Here is a 22,429-nt window from a genome sequence, read left to right as displayed (position 1 = left end):
CCTTATTTATTGAAGGAGATGTTTATTTAAATCATACTATATCTACTTTTCTCTAATTCTAAATGAATTATTTTCTAGAGAATTTAAGCAAAACAGAATGATTTAACCTTTTTATTCAGTTCATCATCCATTATAATTCATTCTATTCTATTTCAGTTTAATAATAAGCTATTAGAGATTTTCAAGTTAATTTATAGCAAATAACATAACTTTTTAAATTTAATAACTTTTAGATAATTAATTGAATTTAGATTTAATAAATTGAAGGAAAAATGGAATTTTTCGAAACCCCAAAAAATCAGCTATTATTTGGATGTTGAGGAAAATTCTTTAGGATTTTCGAAACCCCAAAATTTTGTTAACAAAATTTTAGAGGTTGAATGAAAAACGCAGCATGCAAACACTTCGTGTTTGCTGCGTCAAAAATCGTAGATTTTTGACAGTTTTTCCTGAACCGCAAAAATCAAAAATTTTTTGCAGGTTGAAAGAAATGTATATCATTTCTTGAACCCCAAAAACTTTGGTTTTTGAGGGTTTAAAACAAAATACATTTTTTATAGATCAATTAATCCAGAGTATTTGGTTATTCACTATAAAATAATGTAATTCTTTTGTTACTCCTTGAATTATTTTCTGATTTCTTCCATGTGTTTAACTCGTTTCTGTACAAGATTTGTTGTTCCAACATCCCTTCTGTGATAAACATCACCTTTTACGTATTTTGTAGCGTCTTCACACAGCTTTTCAGCTTCTTCTATTGATTCACCAATTGCAACGAGGCCAAGGGCTCTTGAAGAAGAGGAGTAAACTTTTCCATCCTTTTCATTTACAGCAGCATAATAAACCTGGGCGCCGGCTTCGTTAATTTTAGCTTCGTCCACATCGATTACCTGGTTTGGAACTGCATTTCCAGGGTATCCTTCTGGCACGATGTATTTACAAACGGTAGCTTTATCTTCAAATTTAGCTCCTTTAAGATTCCCGTTAACGATGCCTTCACAGATATCTACAAAATTAGAATTAAGCAGAGATAGAACGTTCATGGCTTCTGGATCACCGAACCGGGCATTGTATTCTATGAGCTTCGGGCCGTCCCTGCACAGCATGAACTGTCCATATAAAAATCCTTTGTAAGGTCCAACCTCTTTATTAATAGCTTTTACTGTTTCTTCCATTATTTTAACAGATTCATCATAACTTTTTTTATCTAAAAATGGAAGTAAACCCCCTTTATCAGAATAAGACCCCATTCCTCCAGTTATAGGCCCTTCGTCTCCTTCAAATGCATATGGGTGGTCCTGAGCTGCAGGCATTGGGGCTATGTTCTTACCATCTACAAATGCCTGAACTGTAAATTCTTCACCTATAGCTCGTTCTTCGAGTACTACACTGGCATATCCGCCCATTTTAGTGTCTACTACTTCTTTAGCGTAGCTTTTAGCTTCTTCTAGATCTTTTAATTGTTCTCCAACAATTTTAACTCCTTTTCCACCGGTTAGCCCTACAGGTTTAACAACAATATCTTCCCCAAATTCATCGATGAAATCGCTGATATCTTCATAGTTATCAAAAACCCTGTAGGTTAAAGATCCTGGTATTTTATAGTTTTCAAAAAGGTTTCTCATGAAAACTTTATCAGTCTCAATTTTAGCTGCTTCCATGGTTGGCCCAACACAGCCTATGCCTTCTGCCTGCAGTGCGTCTACAATACCCTTTTCAAGAGGGGCTTCCGGCCCAATTACAGCTATATCAATCTTATTTTCCACTGCAAACTTCTTTACAGCTTCAATATCGTTTTCACTTCCTATCTGATATTTAGATATCCGCGCTATCCCCGGATTTTTATTGCTCATAACTGAGTATAATTCTGCATTTCCTTCTACTGCTTTACAAATAGCGTGTTCCCTCGCCCCTGTACCTACTACAAGAATCTTCATATAAATCCTCCTTTAAATAAAATCATGTGAAATTGAAATTTTAAATTAAGTACCTATTTTTGATATAAAAACTAAAGACTAAAAATTTCCTGATTTTTTATTATCTCTATAAATTCTCCTTTTATAAATCTATAGACATGACCCCTATAAAAATGGTTTATTATTTAATAGATAAACCTATAGATAAAACTATTAAAAATATTAAAATTGCTGCTCGTTATATGTTTATCAGATAACAGCAATAACCTAAAGAAAATACAAGTGACACAACATAATGAATAATTACATATAATTAGAAAAAATGGCTATAAATAACAGCATGAACTAAATTAATGCAGAGAAGTCATTAGAGGAGCTTAATAATGGTAAATATACTGATAGTTGAAGATGAAAGCATCGTGGCGCTGGATATACAGGATAAAGTAGAACGTCTTGGTTATGGTGTGCTGGCTGTTGTATCTTCTGGAGAAAAAGCTATCGAAGAAGTTAAAAAATCCCAACCAGACTTAGTGTTGATGGATATTGTACTTAAGGGAGAAATTGACGGAATAGAAACTGCTGAGCGAATACGTGAACATTTTGATATTCCCATAATATATCTTACAGCACATTCTGACAATCAGACACTTAACAGGGCAAAAATAACAGGGCCTTTTGGTTATTTAGTAAAACCTTTTGTTGATAGTGAACTGCGCAGCGCTATAGAAGAAGTTCTTAACAAGCAAGGTCATTAAAGACATTAGATTCAGCAGATACATGATTTAATTATATGTTCCAATTTTTGAGGAAATTTTAAAATATTCAAAGCTTATAAATTAAGTATTTACCCATTAATATTTCAACTAATAAAAAAATAAGTTTAGAGCCTATATTGCTGCTAACTGATTATTTTTGGATCTAAATCTGGTTTAAAAATGAGAATATCCTCTTTAATATTAATTTAATTTTAAATATTAAGTATGGTTGGATCATAATTAATTCCAGCTATCCAAAAGAGATCATATGAACATTAATATATCTCAGAATAAATAAATATGAAAACTAGCCAATAATATACATAAATTTTACAGGTGTTTATAATGAGAGGCGGAGAAGCACTACTTAAATCACTGGAAAATCAGGGAGTAGATGTTGTATTTGGATATCCCGGGGGACAGTTACTTCCTCTATACGATATGATCTACGATTCTGACCTAAGACACATTTTAGTAAGACATGAACAATGCGCAGCTCACGCTGCAGATGGATATGCAAGGGCATCTGGAAAAGTGGGTGTTTGTATTGCAACATCAGGTCCTGGAGCAACAAATCTCGTGACAGGGATAGCAACTGCTTATATGGACTCATCCCCAATCGTAGCTATTGCAGGACAGGTTCCAACAGGACTAATTGGTAATGACGCGTTCCAGGAAGTAGATACAATTGGAATGACAATGCCTATTACTAAACATAATTTCCAACCTATAACTTCAAAAGAAATTCCCGAAATGGTTAAATCAGCATTTTATATAGCCGGAACAGGAAGACCTGGACCAGTAGTTCTAGATCTACCAAAAGATATCCAGGAACAGGAACTAGATTTTGAAAATGATGTCAAAATCACTTTACCAGGATACAAACCAACAAGAAAAGGCCACCCTTTACAGATAAAGAGGGCAGCAAGCTTAATTGGAAACGCTAAAAAACCAGTTATACTTGCAGGTGGCGGAGTTATTATATCAAATTCATCAGAAGAGCTTTTAAAGCTTTCAGAATTAGTTAAAGCTCCTGTAACAACTTCACTTCTTGGTAAAGGATCTTTCCCTGAAGATCATGACCTTTCCCTTGGAATGCTCGGGATGCACGGCAGATTACCTGCTAATTTTGCTGTAGATAAATGTGATTGTCTGATTGCTGTTGGATGCAGGTTCTCAGACAGGACAACCGGAAAAATAAGTGAATTTGCTAAAAATGCCAAAATAATCCACATAGATATCGACCCTGCAGAAATAGGGAAAAATGTAGATGTTGACATTCCGATTGTTGGTGATGCAAAGATCATTTTATCAAACCTCATAAGAGCTATCTCTCAAAATAAAATGAGCAATAAAAGCATGGAATGGGTAAACCGTGTTAAAAACTTCAAACAGACATGCATACCTAAAATGTCATTTGATGACACACCATTAAAACCACAGCAGGTTATAAAGGAGATAGCAGAAGCTGTAGATGATGATACAATCGTTACAACAGATGTTGGGCAGAACCAGATGTGGATGGCTCACTACTTCACATCCAGAAAACCTAAAACATTCTTATCATCTGGAGGGCTTGGAACTATGGGATTCGGGTTCCCTGCTGCAATAGGTGCAAAAGTTGCAATGCCTGAAAGCGATGTTGTAGCTGTTGCAGGTGACGGTGGGTTCTTAATGGTATCACAGGAACTTGCAACTGTGAAAGAATACGACATTCCAGTTGTAATATGTGTTTTAGATAACAGATATTTAGGAATGGTTGCTCAGTGGCAAAACCTATTTTACGAGAAAAGGTTATCACATACTCACTTAGGAGAGTCTCCTGACTTTGTTAAACTTGCAGAAGCATTTGGAGTTGCTGCAGACCGTGTAGAAAAGCCTGGTGAACTTCGTGAGGTACTGTCCAGTGCAATTAACTCAGGTGAACCAACACTCATCGACGTTACAATTGATCCAGATGAAATCCTTCCAATGGTACCGCCAGGATGCGGCCTCACCGAAATAGTTGGGGAGTACAAAACCGAGTCTAACCACTCTGAAGATATACCATATCATGAAACAGCTAAAGAAAGGGCAGGTGATTAAGATGGAAGATCAAAGAACCCACATTATTAGCGCACTTGTACTTCATAAGCCTGGTGTACTCCAGAGAGTTGCAGGACTCTTTACAAGAAGGGGATTTAACATAGAGAGCATCACAGTTGGAACTTCAGAGCAAGAGGAAATCGCTCGAATGACCATAATTGCAAAAGGCGACGGGAAAGTCCTGGAACAGATTACAAAACAGTTGAACAAGATCATAGATGTCATTAAAGTAAGAGATCTGGAGCCTGAAAATACTGTTAAAAGAGAGCTTTGCCTGATTAAAGTTCATTCACCAACAGAAAAAGTAAGGGCCGAAGTTGTTCAATATGTAAATATCTTTAGAGGACGTGTAATAGATGTAAGCCCTGAAACTCTCACCATAGAGATGACAGGGGCATCAGATAAAATTGACGCTCTTATCGACCTTGTAAAAGGTTTCGGAATCAAAGAAATTGCAAGGACAGGCCCTACTGCAATGTCTAGAGGTGTTAAAACTATTTAATGCACTCGAAAATTCTATGATTTTTACATGCCGTAGGAAACTGTCAAATCTTAAAAAAATCCCTCAAAAATTCGAAGAATTTTTGGGGCACGAAAATCTACGATTTTCGTAAGCTACGATTTTTTTACGCGTAGAAAAATGCATAACATTTTTCTCCAGCTTTGATTTGACGCATGCGAAATCCGTAGGATTTTGCTGTTCAGGAAATCAAAGATTTCCTTCAACATGCAAAAAACAAAGTTTTTTGCGGTTGAGGAACTATGTTCCTCAAACATCAAAAATTGAAAATTTTCGAATGCCGTCGGAAAATCTACGATTTTCCGGGCAGCAAACACTTTGTGTTTGCATGCTGTGTTTCCTCGGCCCAAAAATCAACGATTTTTGAGGGCCCCTATTTATTATTTTGTACCATGATAGAATTTATCTTTCTAATTTTTACAGCTGTTGCAATGTTTATAGCAACTAATCTTGATGATCTTTTTGTTTTAATGATATTCTTTTCAAATAAAGAATTTAAGGTTAAACAGATTGTTTTAGGTCAGTATATTGGAGTTATGGCTTTAATTGCCATAAGTGCATTAAGCTATTTTTTAAAGTTAGTTATTCCAGTTAACTGGATCGGGATGCTTGGTATATTGCCCATAATTATCGGGCTCAAAAATCTAAAGGATTTAAAAGATAACAAAGATATTTCAGCAAATTATAATATAAATGAAGAAAATAAGGGCTTTTTTTCAAAATTTAGAAATTCAAAGTCATCGTTGGTGGCACTTGTTTCATTTACAAACGGCGGAGATAATATTGGAGTTTATGTCCCCCTATTTGCAAGTATAGGACTCCATCAGATGCTCGTTGTAATATCAGTATTTATAGTAATGATCGCAGTATGGTGTTATATCAGCTTTAATTTGGTAGAAAACAGTATTTTAGGGGATAAAATTAAAAAATACGGACACATAATTTTACTATTTGTCTTAATTTTCCTAGGAATTACTATTTTAGCACACAACTTCTAATTTCAGCGCTTAATTTAGGGTCAAAAATATGCTATGATAAAATTTATAAATCCACGGTTCAAATATTGTAGTGGCATTAATTTTTTACCCATTACGGTAAATCGTTTAACTCAAAATCATCGGGAGGTTGAGAAAAATCGAAGCTTACGAAACATTTGGTTTCGTGCTCCAAAAATTCGAAGAATTTTTGAGAGATTTTCTGAACCTCAAAAAATAGTGAAAATATTTTTTGGAGGCATTAAATGAATATACATTACGAAAAAGACGTAGATTTAGACGTTTTAAAAGATAAAACTATAGCAGTTATAGGTTATGGTAGCCAGGGAAGGGCACAAGCATTAAACATGTCTGAAAGTGGATTAAATGTTGTTGTCGGACTTAGAAAAGGCGGAGCATCATGGGATAAAGCAAAAGCTGATGGTTTAACTGTATTAACCATGGAAGAAGCAGCTTTAAAAGCAGACGTAATTCACATATTAATCCCTGACGAAATTCAAGCTGCAGTTTATGCAAACGCAATTGAAGAAGGGTTAGAAGAAGGCAACACCCTTTCATTCTCACACGGGTACAACATACACTACAACTACATAAAAGCACCTGCAAATGTTAATGTTACAATGGTAGCTCCAAAAGCACCTGGTGCAACAGTTAGAAGAGAATACGAAGAAGGATTTGGAGTTCCAGGACTCGTAGCAGTCGAACAAGACGCAACTGGAAATGCAAAAGAAATTGCACTTGCAATGGCCAAAGGATCAGGACTTACAAGAGCAGGAGTACTTGAAACAACCTTCAAAGAAGAAACAGAAACTGATTTATTCGGTGAACAGGCAGTACTCTGTGGAGGAGCAACTGAGCTAATAAAAGCAGGTTTCCAAACACTTGTAGATGCTGGATACCAGCCAGAAATCGCATACTTCGAAACATGCCACGAATTAAAACTCATAGTAGACCTCATATACAAACAGGGTTTTGCTGGAATGTGGCACGATGTAAGTAACACCGCAGAATACGGAGGACTTACAAGAAGAGATAGAGTTATAACCGACGAATCAAGGGCTGCTATGAAAGAAATTCTCAAAGAAATCCAGACTGGTAAATTTACCAAAGAATTTGCCCTTGAAAACCAGGCCAAAGCTCCTATGCTCGGTAGAATGAGAGCAATGGAAGACGACCTCCAGATTGAAAAGGTAGGTACAAAACTCAGGAAACTTTGCGGATTACAAAAATAATCCCCTTTTTTTGTTTTTAAATTTTAAGCTCGAAATTATTTGATATTTTATAATTGCATAAAGGTGAATCCATGGTATTTGTTGGAATGGATCATGGGACTACAGGAGTCTCTTTTACAATTCTCGATAACGAAACTACTCATTTTAAAATCCTGCGGGAAGACTTATCTGCTGGAAAAGTCTCTGCATTAAAAGAACTTTCAAAAAGAGTTGATTTAAACTCAATTGACCTCATGGCAATAACCTATGCCATGGGAGATGCCCTAAAAGCCGTGACTCCAATAGAAAAAGTGAAAAACAGAGGAATTAAATCAATGGAAGGCGCTGGAAAAGTAACAGGTGGCGGAACAGCAGTTTACGATGAAATCAAAAATTCAGGGATTCCAACAGTTGTAATACCTGGAATTCACGATGAAACCACGTGCCTTGATAAACGTTTTAAAGCTGCTTATTCTCATCATGCCAGCTCTGAAAAAGTCAGTATATGTTATAACGCGTTCATGGAAACAGGCTTTAAAAATATGATAGTAGCAGATATCAGTTCTAATACGGTAACTATGCTGATTGAAGACGGGATAATCAAAGGAGCAATGGATGCATGTATAGGTGCTATGGGAACTATTCACGGCCCGCTTGACCTTAAAATGATTAGGGATATCGATGACGGAGTTAGAACTGCCAATGAATGTTTTTCACGTGCAGGAGCTGTAAAAATAGCTGATGTATATGGAAAAGTAAGCCATATGAAAGATGAAATCATTAAAAATTATTTAAAATGCGACAGTAAAGCAAAACTTGCTATAGATACCATGATTATGACAATCGTGATGGAGATCTATGGGCTTGCAGGAATAGCAAAAAATGTTGATGGGATTATATTAACTGGCTCTACTGGATCTATGCAAGAACCAATCGATATATTTGGTGCCATTAAAAAAGAGGTTGAAAATATTGCACCGGTTGTTAGAATTGGGGAAAGATCAGGTTCTGTTGGAAGCGCCCAGATCGCAAAAGCCGTTTTTGAAGGAGAAAAGGATATTTTAGGTATGCCTGTGGTTAAATAAAAGAACTTTATTTTAATCCTTGTTTACCAAATGTATTCGTTTTTTAACTTTTTTACATCATTTACTATTAATAAACCCATATCTCGGATTAAGCTATTTAAAATCCAAATTTTTGTTAGTGATTTTAGCTTGTTTTTGTATTTTAAACCCAGTTTACCTATCATAGGCAAGTAATGATTTATTTAAATAGAAAGTAGAAATGTGTATTTTAGTAATCTTAATATGTTACTTTATTCTATTATTAACCTTGTATGTCTTGATACTTACATCGATTTAAATACCAGAATTAACAAAAATACAAGACTCAAATACAGCATTTGTTAATAATCAGATAATGGTGAGCTTTTGAGCGAATATAAGCTTTTTGTACAGCGAATTGGCTTATTCGGCGTGACAAATATATTTGTAAGTTTAAGTTCACTTATTTTACTGCCATTTTTAACCCAAAATTTAACAACTCAAGATTATGCAATATGGACCATATTTATTACAACTGTTGGGATCATACCCTTAATTGTAACACTAGGCCTTCCATATTCAATGGTTAGATTTTTAGCTATTAAAACTGAAAAAGAGAATATAAAAGAAGAATTTTATTCTATTACATTTTTATTACTATTTGTAGGCATAATTACCTCAATAATACTTCTTTTATTATCAAAACAGATAGCATTAATTCTTTTTAATGGCAATACAGTAATATCCACATTATTGACCTTAACTACTTTAGCAAGTATAATATACATTTCTTTCTCCAGTTTCTTTAGAACATTCCAGCAGATGAAAATAATCTCAATACTTTCACTGATACAGACATATCTCATGGTAGCCATAGTAGTATGCCTTCTAGAATCAGGCCATAAAATAGAAGGAGCCATATTTGGATATTTCATAGCGCAATTTATTGTAGCTTTAGCTTCAATTTGGTTAGTTCTTCGCCAAATTGGATTTAAACTCCCTAAATTTAAAAGCATACGCAAATATCTATCATTTGGTATGCCCACAATTCCAGGTAATTTATCCAGCTGGATAGTAGATGCAAGCGACCGTTATCTAATCCTGTTTATACTGGGAACAACATTTGTTAGTTATTATACGCCTGCATATACCCTGGGTATTGTAATAACAATGTTTGCAGCACCGTTTAGTTTTATTTTACCAGCTTTACTGTCAAAATATTATGATCAAAATGAAATAGGAGAAGTTAAAAAACATTTAGACTATTCTATTAAATATTTCATGCTGCTAGCGATACCTGCAGTCTTTGGTTTATCCTTTCTATCAGAACCACTACTCCTTGTAATAACACATAAACCAGAATTCGCACAGAATGGTTATTTTATAACCCCTTTTGTTGCATTAGGCGCGCTTTTAGTGGGATTATATGGGATAATTGTCCAAATTCTGATATTGGAAAAGAAAACAAAAATTATGGGTTCACAGTGGATGGCTGCTGCTGCCATTAATGTAATTCTAAATATTATATTCATACCCAGTTTTGGTATAATTGCCGCAGCAATCGCAACACTCACAGCATACCTGTTTACCTTAGTAGTCACTTTAATCTATTCTCAAAAATACATTAAAATAGAATTTGACTTTAAATTCCTGCTTAAAAGTCTTATAGCATCTATAGTGATGTCAACCGTTATTTTAGTTATAAACCCAGTATCTGCTATTGGGATTTTAGCGACTATCATCATATGCTCAGCTGTTTATATAACAATTATTTTTATGTTAAGGGGAATCAGTAGAGAAGAAATAAAATTTTTCAGGGAATTAACGCATATATAATTAAGTTCCTCTAAAAACTCCATTAAGCTCATTTAATAAGATTTTAAATTATAATTCTTTAACATTCCACCCATTTCACATTCCTGATTTCTTTTTATGTCTAATAACTAGCCATACAACTATCAATAAAACAATAATAGGCCTACAAAGAACCAAACTACCTGTTCTGTTGTAACTGTAGTCGTAGTAAATGTAATGTACGACATGACTATCCTCCCAAATAGTCCTCTTTTTGTATTATAATCTATTAAAAACTAAATTAAGAGTTATAATTTAAACTAAGCTGTAGATACTTTAACAATGCCTTTTCCAGAAGAAAGCACTATTAATATGCTCTTTGCATTATTTGTATCTAATGTTAAACTTCTATTTAATGGAACAGGAGAATCTTGTATTGAAAATGCTTCATAATCTACTGTATTGTTAGCATAGTTAGATGCGGGTTTTCCTTCTTGAGGAATTATGCTCAAAGCATAACAATCTAAACTCACAGCAGAGTTAGTAGTTTTTGTCATATTCACGATTTCTATTTTAGCGTGATTTACTCCCTCCGGAAGAGTTATAATAACAGTTTGCGTATTATTATCTTTCGTTAGATTATATTCTCCCATTAATTTGTAATTATTTAGATCAATACAACCTGTAACTAATATAGTAATTACAATAAGCCCCATTAAAATAAAAACTTCATTTTTCAATGTATTTCCTCCATTAAATTTGAAATTTAAAAAATAATCAGAGATATATTGTCCAATATTAAGCTCTTTAAATTTTTTATCGTTTAAACATTGACACTGTCTTTTGAACTGGTTTTCCCCATAATTTAACTATTGGATGAAATTTCATAATTTATCTCCATTTTTCATTCATTCTCAATTTTCCACGCTCAATAACATGAAAAATGATTATTTTTCATAATTTATTCATAATTAATACTAATTCGGTATACTGATGTTTTAGCATATAATATTAACTATTTTAGCATGAATTAATAAGATTCGATTTAATATAGGGTGAACATAATGCATTGTAACACCCCATTTCGTTAATTAAATCTCTTTAGCTTCAATTTTATCCATTTCTACATCAACTGTATCCCTGAAAATATTGAGCAACATATCTTTTTTATTCCAGAAAACAACGCCTATCAATGCTAAAGCATATAAAACAAATATTGGAACATCTGTTACAGGATTAGGGGTTCCATATGATGTTAATATAGATGGAAGACCTTCAAATCCACCACTTGCACTATTAACTACTACAGAGACAAAGATATTGTTTGCAATGTGCACTCCCATTGCTGTTTCCAGCCTGTTTTCTCCTAAAGTTATTATACCAAGTGTTATTCCAATAATAAATACCTGGAGCACTATATCTACACTCATAATCATATCTGTACCGTTCCAGAAGTGAAGAGCCGCAAAAATTACAGATGTAACCATTAAAGGAATTATTGGCTTTTTTGTGAGTATCCCTACTGCCTGCATAAGATATCCTCTAAAAAACAGCTCTTCAAAGGATGCTTGAAGTGGAAATACCAGCAGACTCAAAAGCAGGAGGAAAATAAATGTACTTGGATTAAAAGTTACTTTAACACTGCCTGGATCAATTATTAACTCAATTAATGACCCGACTGTTAAAATAGCAAACCATATTCCCGCACCTTTTAATATTCTTACCCAATCTACTCTACAGACCGTGTTAATTATAGATATGAATTTCCTTTTATGGATAAATTCTATGCATAAATAAAGGAGTAAAATCGAAATTGCGGCAGATATACCAGTTAATAAAAGTTCAAATAAAGGATTTGAAGCTATTGTATAAGACATGTCCGAAGTATTGGTTGCTATAGCTATTAATCCAAAAATTATGAAGACAGGGATAAAAATCACTGCTGTCACTGCCATAGGCACTGGCCATGTTAAAATAATGGTTAAAATGTATCTCCACCAATTGTTTTTACTTCCCGATGCATTATCTAAAAATGTTATCCTGGACATGTTGATTACTCCTTATTTAAGATGGCCTTTTTTAATATTAAATATTATCAAAATTCTCCCAACCTATAGTATATTCTGCAGCCAGTAATTAGCCCAAAACTGAGCCCATAATGTCTCTAAAAGTCATAATATGATGAATTTTAATAATTCATATATATTCAAGCTTATCAATTAATAAACAAGTATTATGATATATAATATTAACTATTTTAAGGTTAATTTAAGAGTTCTAATTGCTCTTTTAGAGCAATATTGCTCCGTAAAAACAAACAACAGCATCTGATAGAATATAAACAAAAAATAGATATTTAAATTAATTTACTAAATCTAAAAGAAATTTAACCGTTTAAAAAAAATAGAAATTCAACCCCCTCCATAACCAGGGCCGTCTGCATGATCAGAAATCACAGCTGGATTCGCAACGCCAAATTTTCCAGACTTTACTCTTTTTTTATTTTTATCTGGCTTTATATATGCTCCATTATTTTCGATGACCTCAATATAATCAATCCTATAGTAAAGACCGCTGGAATCAAGTTTAACCCATACAGTATCTTCTTTAACTAGAATATCAGTTACCTTTCCAGTTGTATGCGTCCTTATATACTTAACTTGCAGATTCCTATGGATTTGTTTTCCGTTTATATCTAATATTTCCATCAGATCCCGATAGACTGTTAATAAATAAAAAATTTATTTATTCAAGCCAATCTTTCATTAAATGAAGATCAGAGGTACAATCAAGCGATACAGGAGTTATAGTAGGACATTTATCATACCTGAGCACATGTACATCAGTGCCCTCTTCATCTACTCCTACAGGATCCCCTGCGATCCAGTAATATTCTCTTCCCCTTGGATCAAGTCTTTTTTGAATATGGATAGAATACATTCTCTTTCCAAGCCGTGTTAATTTAATTTTATGGCTTTCTGGATGTGAAGGGATGTTTAAATTTAAAAAATCGATTCCTTCAGGAAGGCCTTTTTTGATGATCATCTTAGAAAGTCTTTTTATAACTTTCTGAGCGAAGCTAAAATCAAGGTCTACATGGCCATCGTGAAATTTAATATCATCTCTTGTAACCTGTATAGAAGCAGCTATAGCAGGTACTCCATGAGCAGCGGCCTCCATTGCCGCGCCTATGGTACCCGAAGTTGTAAGTTCGGCCATGCCTAGATTTTCACCAATATTAATACCTGAAATAACTAGATCTGGTTTTTCATCCATTATTTCATACATTCCAAGTATTAAAGAGTCTGTTGGTGTTCCTGAAACTGAATAAGCCTCGCTTCCATCCCTTAAATTAGATGAACTAACTCTCATTGGTTCAAAAAGTGTGAGTGCATGTCCTATTCCGCTTTGCTGTGTTGCTGGTGCCACGACGTAGATATCCCCAAGTTCACGAACAGCATCTTTTGCTGCTACAATCCCAGATGAGTTAACCCCGTCATCATTAGTTATTAAAATTCGCATGATGCACATATCTATATTTCAACATTCAAAAAGGTTACTGGAAGTTAATAAAAATAAATATTATTTATACCATCAGTTAAAAGTAAATACAACATATTAACTAATGAAAATAGGGAAATATAAATCATTTATAAAACATTGATACATCTAATATAATTGAATATCTCCAATTCAAGGGTGAGGAAGTTGGAAAAAAATAGATTGGTCGATTTTGTAGCTAAAATCATGGAAAAGTCTGGATTTAAGGTCCATAAATACTTTAAAACATCAAAGCACCTTGTGGACATATACGGAGTTTTACCTACTGTTTTAGGAGATATCGGCGTAGTAGTAGCGTGTAAAAACTACGAAGAAAGGTGGAAAGTAGGTTTAGATGTACTTAAAGAAATGGAAATGGTAGCAAAAACCCTCCAGGCATCCAAGGTAATAGTTATAACAACCTCAACTTTTTCAGATAATGCCCTGGGTTATGCAAATGGTAGAAATATCACCCTCATAGATAAAGATGAATTGATGAATATTGCCAAATCACTTTCCAAGAAGAATATAGAAACTAGTGAAAATTATGATGACGAAGAAGTAGAAGAGGATGAAGAAACCTATGTACTTCCTTCTGATTCTGCAGGTAGTTCCTTCCTAAGTCGGGGTAGAAGAGGTTCGCTGACCGGGAAGAAAAGGAATATATCAAATAGTGACGTATCCAATAACTTTAAAAAATGGAGTAAAACTTTATTAAGTAATCCAATAGCACTTATTATAATTGTATTAGCTGTTTCAACACTTATACCCTATCTTATACATATAAATAAGGCACTTTTAGGGATTTTAAGGATTTTTATTGCAGCTGTGCTGTCTTATGGAATAGTAATGGCTGTAGAAAGAGATATAACTGTAACTCTAATAAGGGGAAGTACAGTATTTTTCGTGACCCTGATTATATACATAGCACTAATATTTTTAACCTGAATTAATGTGCTAAATCCTCAAAAACTTTTAAAAATTATATATTTTTTGTAAATTCAACACTTTTAGGCGTTATAACTTAATTGTAATTTTCTAAAATCTTTAAAATAGGAGAAATTTTCTAAAACTATTTAATCTCATTTAAATAAATAAACTACTTATTTTCAATTTATTTTAATTTAAGTCTTTAAAATCAGGTTAAATATTTCAAATACGTGTTAAAAGTAAGATAAATAACAAATGGTTAACATGAAAATTAACTTTGCTAAATTAATGCAGAAAAAATAGTTAGTTTATTCTAATGGGCCGGACGAGATTCGAACTCGTGATCACCTCGTTGTAAGCGAGGTATCATACCCCTAGACCACCGGCCCTTTATGCGTATTTTTGACTATTGTCAAGTAATGTATATAAACTTTTTCCAAAAAAGCGTTGAGAAATAAACTTCGGAAAATGAAATTTAAGCTTTGTTCCTATATAAACTTTTCCTAAACTAATTCAAATTATCAACTGATTTTTATATTCCTACATTTTATTATATACTATTGATAAATATTGCATAGAAAAATAAATCAAATCCAATAGCAGGAATATGATTTAGCGTAATACATTGATTTCTTAAAATTAATCAAAGTTTAAAAGAGGGATAACAATGGCTTTTGATGAAACTGGAAAAATATGGTTTAACGGTGAATTCGTTAACTGGAAAGACGCAAATATACATGTTCTATCTCACGTTGTTCACTACGGTTCAAGCGTATTTGAAGGCATAAGATGCTACAACACAAAAAAAGGCTCCGCTATATTGCGTTTGCGAGAGCACGTTGAAAGGTTGTTTAATTCTGGAAAGATCTACAGGATGGAAATTCCATACACCGTAGATGAAATTTGCGATGCTATAATCGAAACTGTAAAGATTAACAACTTAAAAGACTGCTATATACGGCCTATTGCATTTAGAGGATATAAAGAATTGGGTGTTTACCCCTTGAACTGCCCTATGGATACTGTAATTGCAGCATGGGAATGGGGAAAATATCTTGGTGATGAGGCCATTGAAAATGGTGTAGATATAGGTGTCTCAACATGGAGGCGAATGGCGCCAAATACACTTCCTAATATGGCAAAGGCAGGGGCCAACTATATGAATTCTCAACTGGCAAAGATGGAATCTGTAAGCAATGGTTTTGATGAGGCAATAATGCTTGATTACCATGGAACAGTTAGTGAAGGAAGTGGTGAAAACGTATTTTTAGTTAAAGATGGTGAACTGTACACTCCACACGCTTCTTTGTCTCTGCTTTCTGGAATCACAAGGGACTCTATAACTAAATTAGCTGAAGATATGGGAATTAAAGTAAATGAAGAGCCCATTCCAAGGGAAATGCTTTACCTTGCAGATGAAATTTTCATGACAGGTACAGCAGCTGAAGTTACCCCTGTCAGATCTGTTGACGGGATAAAAATCGGGAATGGAAAGCGGGGAGAAATTACAGAAAAATTACAGACCAGGTTCTTCAACATCGTTGGAGGTGTTGAGGAAGATGAACACGGCTGGTTAACTTTTATAGAGTAATTATAATAATTACAACGGATCTTAAGATTATAAGTTATATCTTATAAGATATAAGATAATAGTTATAAGTTATTAGAGCATTTTTAATAGAACTACCCATCCATTCTTTCAATTAAATTCAAAAATTTAACTCATTTAAAAATTTGATTAATTTTACAACATAGTTATAAGTTCCAAGTTATAAGAAAAATGTTGTTAGAAGTTAGTCAATAATAAGTTATAAGATTTAAGTTCTAATGAAATGGAGTTAGAAATAGATCAATTACAACTTATAAGTTCCAAGTTAAAACTGAAATCAAATTAGAAGTTGGTTAAGAATAAGTTATAACTTCTAAGTTATAATCAAAATGCATTAGAAGTTAGTCAGTTACAACTTATAAGTTCTAAGTTAAAACTTAAACCTAAAAACTTATACTAGTATTTGTTAAAACTTCATTAAATGCAGAATTTCATATATTAATTAAAATGCAATATGATAAAAAAATAAAATTTAAGGTATTTTAAGGCTATTTAATATCTGATTAAACGTTTTTTGATCATTATCAGAGGATTCAAAAACAGCCAGATAAGCTGTACGATTTTTAATGAACAAAACTCCAGATAAATAATTTTCTGATGCTTTTACAGTTATTTCATATCCTTTAACTCCACCAACAGTTACAGGGCCTTCTGATACATATTTTGTACCGTTAACGTTTAGCGTAGCATTATAATATATTACCAAACTGTTCAATGTGACATCTGTATGATTCTTAATCTTGTTAAGCCGGGCTACCCCAAAAATTGTAGATCCATCACCTACAGCTGCTAATATTTCACCTTTATCATCTAAAGCACTCTGATAAGCTGTTTTATCTAGTTCACTCCAAGTTCCAGGATAAATGAATGATAAACCATTTTCAGAGTAAGTCTTATTAGCCGGTGCCTGTTGACTGGTTGTACATCCAGAGACTGCAATAATTAAAGCTAAGACAGCTAATACAAATATCCATTTTTTCATTAAATCACTATTGAATCCATTTAACTTCATATAAAGGCAGTATAATTCCCAAAATCATGTTTTGATTAAAATTATCCATCAATTTTATGAATGATAATGTATATTAAGTTCTTATTATAAACGTACACGAGTTAAAATGCATTTCAAATTAATAATAATTTTAACTCAATTTCTATTAAATATAATATTTTGGTGATAAAATGGATATAATTCAAGCACTAGTTCTAGGGATTGTTCAGGGATTAACTGAATTTTTACCTGTAAGCAGCTCAGCTCACCTGGTATTTGTCCCTTACATCATTGGGACCACCTCAAGCTTAGCTTATGATACCCTGTTACATATTGGAACACTGATAGCGGTAGTAGCTTATTTCTGGAACGATATAGTAAACATGTTCAAATCATTCTTCTCCAGCTTATTAGACATACCTCGGGGCCAGTTCCTCAAGGGCCTACAAGAAAACCAATTCAAAAAACTAGCATGGTTTATAATAATTGGTAGTATACCTGCAGGATTAGCTGGAATTCTCTTCAAATCAAGCTTCGAAAGTTTATTTAACAGCATAACTATGGTAGGAGTATTTTTAATTGTAACTGGATTTTTACTTTGGGGATCAGAGATGGTGTCAAGAAAAATCAGTGACAAAACAAGCTTAAAAGAAATGAGCCTTAAAAACTCCATAATAATTGGTATTGCTCAAGCATTTTCTATAGCCCCCGGAATATCCCGTTCAGGAGCTACAATTTCTACAGGACTATTTTTAGGAGTTGAAAGAGAATTAGCAGCACGTTATAGTTTCTTACTATCCATACCTGCAATATTAGGGGCAGCCCTCGTGCAGGCAAAGGACATCAGTTCTATTATGGATATCAGCAGTGCAGCTGCCATAGCTGGTTTTATAGCTGCAATTATAAGCGGTTATCTAGCCGTGAAATTTATGCTAAAATTAATAAAGGAAAGAAATTTACTTCCATTTGCTTACTACTGCTGGATAGTAGGTCCGCTGGCAATAATTTTAAGCTATATCTACCATTTATAAAAACTACTTTTCTATTTTTTTTAAAAATTAATTTTTCGAACTGTTATTCCTCAAAAATAAACAGTTCATCAATGCTAGTTTCTAAAATTACAGCAATATCATGAGCTAATTTAAGCGAGGGATTATATTTCCCCTTTTCAAGAAATACAATAGTTTCCCTCCTGACACCAACTTTTTCAGCAAGTTCCGCCTGAGTCAAGTTGTATTTAGCCCTGAATTCTTTTATTCTTGTTTTCATATGATCCCACTTATTCTATGTCGCCCCTACGGCTTAAAACTGTATTAGCTATAAGCATGGTAGATACCATGACAAAAATTGTCACGCCCATTAATTCAATTGGGTTGTGTATATTTTGCCCCCAGTACATATTTAATACAAGGAAAGTAACGAATATTAAAGTTATATACCATGAATAAGTTGCTGCAAATGTTCCTATTTTCCTTAAACGTTCATCTCGAGCTTTTTTATCCATCCCCATATATGTAAAGAAATTAGTCATCAAGCCCATTATACCCAAAAGAAGGAAAACCGATAGCAAGTCACTCATAGTCTTTGTAACTACCATTATAATCCCCGAAACCATTAAAGCCACTGAACCAAACCATATACTTACATTATACATGTCATAGTTGCTAAATTTACTTTCATTTCTTTTATTATCCTCTTTTTTTCTAAATTTATTAAAAATAGGCACTAAAAAAAGCAAGAAAAACCCAAAAAAGACATAATATATTGGACTTTCCAGTACATATCCCATTAAGCCTAAAATTCCTAACGAACCCCAGTAGTGATTGAATTCTGTTTCCATTATATTCACTTCTCTCCATTTTCAGCCATATAGCTGTTTTATACAATAATTCAAGATTTAGAAATTTAAAATCTTATTAATTAGTCTACATCACCCTTTCGGTTTAAATAGATATTAACGCCAAGCATTGTAGCCACCATAACAAACAGTATCAAACCTAAGCTGGATATGCTGACACTCTTATCTCCAGACCATATACTAGAAATAAGGATAGAACATAGGATAAGTAAAGTTAGATGCCACGAGTAAGTGGTAGCAGTAGTCCCTATTTTCTTCAAACGTTCATCTTTAGGCTCTTCCATGCCAATATAGTAAAAAAAGCTGATCATTAAGGCAAATAATCCTAAAAATACCAGAATTCCAAAAACAATGTTTGTTACATCAAGAACCATCACCATAATCCCTGACAGAATTAATACTGCAGACCCAAACCAGGTAAGTAGGTTCATTTTCCCTTTGTTTTTTGCTTCTTTTAATAAATGATCAACTGCTGTTGATATCAAATAACCCCCTAGTAAGGAAATAAGGAGATAATACAGCATACTGTTTGATTTAAATATATATCCTAAAATTCCCACAATCACCAAAAATCCCAATATCATATACTTAAATTTATTTTCCATATTTTCACAGCCTTAAATATTTAACTCCCCTTTAAGTTATTTATTTCCAACATAAAGTTATAAATTTCTAACATCATGTTATGTAATTCTAACATAAGCCCTATTTAAAGCTTCCTATATCTGAAAAATTAGTATACAAAAACAGAGCGGACACCAAAATAGAAATCATACCACGAAATATAGTGATTAGTAAGGATGTACACCCACCACGTGCTCCAAAAGACCTCTAAAATAGCAGCGGTAGCTAAAACTACAGCAATACTTAAAATCAAAGGCAAAAATTCATTTTTAAGAGCTTTAAATACAGTGAAATCATGCTTCAATATTGCATTTGCAAAAGAGCCATAAAACTTTAAAAATGCATCTATTGATAAAAGAGCAGCTAAAATCTCCAGCGGCAGATGAAAAGATCCTAAAAGTATCAAAACAGCCTTAAAAATTCCAAATTTCATTACAAGCATGCCTGTAAGAGACCCTGAAAACGCGAATAAACCTGTTAACATAACAGGAACAATAGCAACACCTGTGAAGACACATAAAACCATTAATGTAATATTATTTAAAAAAATATCAAATGAAATTCTTCCTAAATAATAAATAAATTGATTTAGAATGTAATTTAATGAAATAATATCTGGAAATTGTATTTTAACTTCCATAACTCCAAGAAAGAACCCATAATAAAAAAAAGATGCCGCATATTGTGGTTTTAAGATTGAAAATACCAGACCAGATACATAAAATAAACTAAAAATTAAAAAAGAGTATTTAGATGGTGCCGCATGTTTCAAGCAGTTTATAACTTTTTTATTTAAATTTTCATGTCCAATCATGTTCAATCTAATTTTTAACGTTTTGATAATACATTTATCTTCAAAACATATGGTTAAAAGATTTTATCGCATAATTCTTCGATTTTCAATCTTATATTATCCATAGGAACATCTTTAAGTAATGCAGCCATCATTGCTCCACCAGCACCGACCCCTTCTTTTACAGAACCGTCTAAGTAATTTTTAAGCCCTGCAACGGAAGATTTTTCAAATTCAGGGTCAACTGCAAAAATATCTATTTCAGCAACCTGACGGGTCAGCTGGTTAATATCTGCTGTTTCATCTTCTGCAACAAAAATAGTTGTTGCAATGCACAGCTTAGAGAAATCAAACTCAGGATCAATGCCTTTAATAACAGAACACACTGCAGTCATCTGTGTACCTCCAGCAAGCACAATGGATATAGATGAACCCATTACAATTCCTGCTACAGCAGGGATAGTTGGATCTCCAACGATTTCAACAGCCCTCAGGGCGTCTTCCACAACTTCTCCTTCCATATACCCTGCAGCTTTAAGGCCTTCCATTACTGCTTCATATTTTAAATCATGGGGGTTTTCAGGCATGCTCCCGCTTACCTTCTGTTTCGCATCATATCCTAAGGCTGTTAAGACACCTAAAGCAGTTGTTGTTCCTGCAGGAGTACTTTCTCCAATTATAAGGTGATCTGTTAATTTTGATAAAGTTTTTCCAAGTAAAACTCCTTTTTCAAATATTTCTCTTGCATTTGGAACTGCATTTCCAGTTCTTACATCTTCACCAGGCCCATTGCCCAGTTTAATGTAAGGAAGATCCGGTTTTATTCCAGCCCCCGCATCAACTACCATTATAGGGACATCTGCAAGTTCAAGAGATGCTTTTGTTATCACCGCCGGAGTTGGAGCAACCGCATCTCCAGTCACTGTTTGTGGGATCTCGGGTAGACATTTTGGTTCGCCGCATATTACAAGTTCCAGATCTGCAGCAGGAGTATATTCTGTAAGTTCAGGTGTAGCGCCTGCTCCAGTTATTCCAGGAATATTAGACGTTTTTGTAGTTGCCATTACGCATAAAAATAAAGAATCCTTTTCTTTTATTTCACTTAAAATTTCTGATGATCCGTAGCATTTTATATTTTTATTAATGGTACTGGCATCTGAAATTGCATTATCTGATAAAGTTTTCATTGATATTCACCTAATCCTTGCACTCATTTGCATTCTATTTGTTAAATTCAATATAATATAATTTGCATGATTTCGCAGAAATGAGATACAGCTTGATTCAAGCAAAATTTAAACTTATTTTCAAGATATATCAAAAATTAAGTCATATAAAGTATTTTAAACTTAAATACCTTCTAATTAAATGACATAAACAGAATATTTAAGACTTAGATAATTAAAACAGTTGCATATTCATATAAACTTAGTCGAAAGACATCCATTTCAAGTGTAACTAACAAAATTATAATTATTTAAATACATTTTAATCTTAAATAAAAGAGCACATACCCTTTAAATCAAATTTAACTAAAAATATACATTAAATAACATGATTAATGCCATATATACAAAATTATAGGTAATTTAGTCAACATATCCATGAAGTAGATATTTAACAAAAACTAAAAAATTATTTAATTACACGTTCAAAGTATTAGATACGCCCATGTCTAAATGGTTGTGCCGATATTACTTTGAATTTTTATGAGTTATATGGTTAAGTAAATTACAATCTTCCAAATATAATTTCATAATTAATT

The 22,429-nt window shown here is 33.3% G+C and carries 21 protein-coding genes and 1 tRNA gene; 10 read left to right on the top strand and 12 right to left on the bottom strand.

Annotated features, from left to right (window positions below; translation table 11 throughout):
• Positions 1-626: 626 nt before the first annotated feature.
• Complete coding sequence (purD, locus tag AAGU07_RS09220) at positions 627-1,937, bottom strand: phosphoribosylamine--glycine ligase (RefSeq protein ID WP_342458810.1); 1,311 nt, start codon at positions 1,935-1,937, stop codon at positions 627-629.
• 362 nt (positions 1,938-2,299) lie between these two features.
• Between purD and AAGU07_RS09215 the strand changes: the two genes are divergently transcribed.
• The 7 genes from AAGU07_RS09215 to AAGU07_RS09185 all read left to right on the top strand — a co-directional run bounded on the left by AAGU07_RS09215 (position 2,300) and on the right by AAGU07_RS09185 (position 10,361).
• Entirely contained in the window at positions 2,300-2,671 is a 372-nt protein-coding gene (locus AAGU07_RS09215) for a response regulator (RefSeq protein ID WP_342458809.1), read from the top strand.
• A gap of 345 nt (positions 2,672-3,016) precedes the next feature.
• Positions 3,017-4,756, top strand: a complete 1,740-nt coding sequence (locus AAGU07_RS09210) for an acetolactate synthase large subunit (RefSeq protein WP_342458808.1) — start codon at positions 3,017-3,019, stop codon at positions 4,754-4,756.
• Position 4,757: 1 nt separating this feature from the next.
• The gene (gene ilvN / locus AAGU07_RS09205; RefSeq protein WP_342458807.1) at positions 4,758-5,258 is read left to right on the top strand and encodes an acetolactate synthase small subunit; all 501 of its coding nucleotides are present in this window, start codon (positions 4,758-4,760) and stop codon (positions 5,256-5,258) included.
• Positions 5,259-5,707: 449 nt separating this feature from the next.
• Entirely contained in the window at positions 5,708-6,274 is a 567-nt protein-coding gene (locus AAGU07_RS09200; protein WP_342458806.1) for a cadmium resistance transporter, read from the top strand.
• 242 nt (positions 6,275-6,516) lie between these two features.
• Positions 6,517-7,503: a ketol-acid reductoisomerase gene (gene ilvC, locus AAGU07_RS09195; protein ID WP_342458805.1), complete on the top strand. Its 987-nt coding sequence runs from the start codon at positions 6,517-6,519 to the stop codon at positions 7,501-7,503.
• A gap of 71 nt (positions 7,504-7,574) precedes the next feature.
• Entirely contained in the window at positions 7,575-8,567 is a 993-nt protein-coding gene (locus tag AAGU07_RS09190; RefSeq protein WP_342458804.1) for a methanogenesis marker 12 protein, read from the top strand.
• A gap of 345 nt (positions 8,568-8,912) precedes the next feature.
• Complete coding sequence (locus AAGU07_RS09185) at positions 8,913-10,361, top strand: oligosaccharide flippase family protein (protein WP_342458803.1); 1,449 nt, start codon at positions 8,913-8,915, stop codon at positions 10,359-10,361.
• 278 nt (positions 10,362-10,639) lie between these two features.
• Here AAGU07_RS09185 and AAGU07_RS09180 read toward each other — a convergent pair whose 3' ends face one another.
• The 4 genes from AAGU07_RS09180 to surE form a co-directional block, all read right to left on the bottom strand.
• Complete coding sequence (locus AAGU07_RS09180; RefSeq protein WP_342458802.1) at positions 10,640-11,059, bottom strand: hypothetical protein; 420 nt, start codon at positions 11,057-11,059, stop codon at positions 10,640-10,642.
• Between the two features lie 351 nt (positions 11,060-11,410).
• Entirely contained in the window at positions 11,411-12,367 is a 957-nt protein-coding gene (locus AAGU07_RS09175) for a CPBP family intramembrane glutamic endopeptidase (RefSeq protein WP_342458801.1), read from the bottom strand.
• Positions 12,368-12,730: 363 nt separating this feature from the next.
• Positions 12,731-13,027 carry a DUF2098 family protein gene (locus AAGU07_RS09170; RefSeq protein WP_342458800.1) on the bottom strand — a complete coding sequence of 99 codons (297 nt, stop codon included), beginning with the start codon at positions 13,025-13,027 and terminating at the stop codon, positions 12,731-12,733.
• 37 nt (positions 13,028-13,064) lie between these two features.
• Positions 13,065-13,841, bottom strand: coding sequence for a 5'/3'-nucleotidase SurE (gene surE / locus AAGU07_RS09165; protein WP_342458799.1), 777 nt, complete (start codon positions 13,839-13,841; stop codon positions 13,065-13,067).
• A 177-nt stretch (positions 13,842-14,018) separates the two neighbouring features.
• Here surE and AAGU07_RS09160 point away from each other — a divergent pair, with 177 nt between their 5' ends.
• Positions 14,019-14,807 carry a restriction endonuclease gene (locus AAGU07_RS09160; protein ID WP_342458798.1) on the top strand — a complete coding sequence of 263 codons (789 nt, stop codon included), beginning with the start codon at positions 14,019-14,021 and terminating at the stop codon, positions 14,805-14,807.
• A 299-nt stretch (positions 14,808-15,106) separates the two neighbouring features.
• Here AAGU07_RS09160 and AAGU07_RS09155 read toward each other — a convergent pair.
• A tRNA-Val gene (locus AAGU07_RS09155) sits at positions 15,107-15,178 on the bottom strand.
• A gap of 278 nt (positions 15,179-15,456) precedes the next feature.
• Between AAGU07_RS09155 and AAGU07_RS09150 the strand changes: the two genes are divergently transcribed.
• Entirely contained in the window at positions 15,457-16,380 is a 924-nt protein-coding gene (locus AAGU07_RS09150; protein ID WP_342458797.1) for a branched-chain amino acid transaminase, read from the top strand.
• 490 nt (positions 16,381-16,870) lie between these two features.
• On the opposite strand, the gene AAGU07_RS09145 is transcribed toward AAGU07_RS09150, so the two are convergent.
• Entirely contained in the window at positions 16,871-17,380 is a 510-nt protein-coding gene (locus AAGU07_RS09145; RefSeq protein ID WP_342458796.1) for a PsbP-related protein, read from the bottom strand.
• A 200-nt stretch (positions 17,381-17,580) separates the two neighbouring features.
• Between AAGU07_RS09145 and uppP the strand changes: the two genes are divergently transcribed.
• A complete protein-coding gene (gene uppP / locus AAGU07_RS09140) occupies positions 17,581-18,420 on the top strand; it encodes an undecaprenyl-diphosphatase UppP (RefSeq protein ID WP_342458795.1) in 840 nt (279 codons plus the stop codon).
• 43 nt (positions 18,421-18,463) lie between these two features.
• Here uppP and AAGU07_RS09135 read toward each other — a convergent pair whose 3' ends face one another.
• The 5 genes from AAGU07_RS09135 to cobT form a co-directional block, all read right to left on the bottom strand.
• A complete protein-coding gene (locus AAGU07_RS09135; protein WP_048082002.1) occupies positions 18,464-18,658 on the bottom strand; it encodes a helix-turn-helix transcriptional regulator in 195 nt (64 codons plus the stop codon).
• Positions 18,659-18,668: 10 nt separating this feature from the next.
• Complete coding sequence (locus AAGU07_RS09130; protein ID WP_342458794.1) at positions 18,669-19,229, bottom strand: hypothetical protein; 561 nt, start codon at positions 19,227-19,229, stop codon at positions 18,669-18,671.
• A gap of 80 nt (positions 19,230-19,309) precedes the next feature.
• A complete protein-coding gene (locus AAGU07_RS09125) occupies positions 19,310-19,732 on the bottom strand; it encodes a hypothetical protein (RefSeq protein WP_342458793.1) in 423 nt (140 codons plus the stop codon).
• Between the two features lie 248 nt (positions 19,733-19,980).
• Complete coding sequence (locus AAGU07_RS09120) at positions 19,981-20,685, bottom strand: stage II sporulation protein M (protein WP_342458792.1); 705 nt, start codon at positions 20,683-20,685, stop codon at positions 19,981-19,983.
• Positions 20,686-20,738: 53 nt separating this feature from the next.
• Positions 20,739-21,851, bottom strand: a complete 1,113-nt coding sequence (cobT, locus tag AAGU07_RS09115) for a nicotinate mononucleotide-dependent phosphoribosyltransferase CobT (protein ID WP_342458791.1) — start codon at positions 21,849-21,851, stop codon at positions 20,739-20,741.
• Between the last annotated feature and the right edge of the window lie 578 nt (positions 21,852-22,429).

It is taken from the genome of Methanobacterium sp. (assembly GCF_038562635.1).
GTDB lineage: Archaea > Methanobacteriota > Methanobacteria > Methanobacteriales > Methanobacteriaceae > Methanobacterium_D.
Note: the sequence above shows the minus strand (reverse complement) of the source record. Positions and strands in the feature narration are given on the sequence as shown.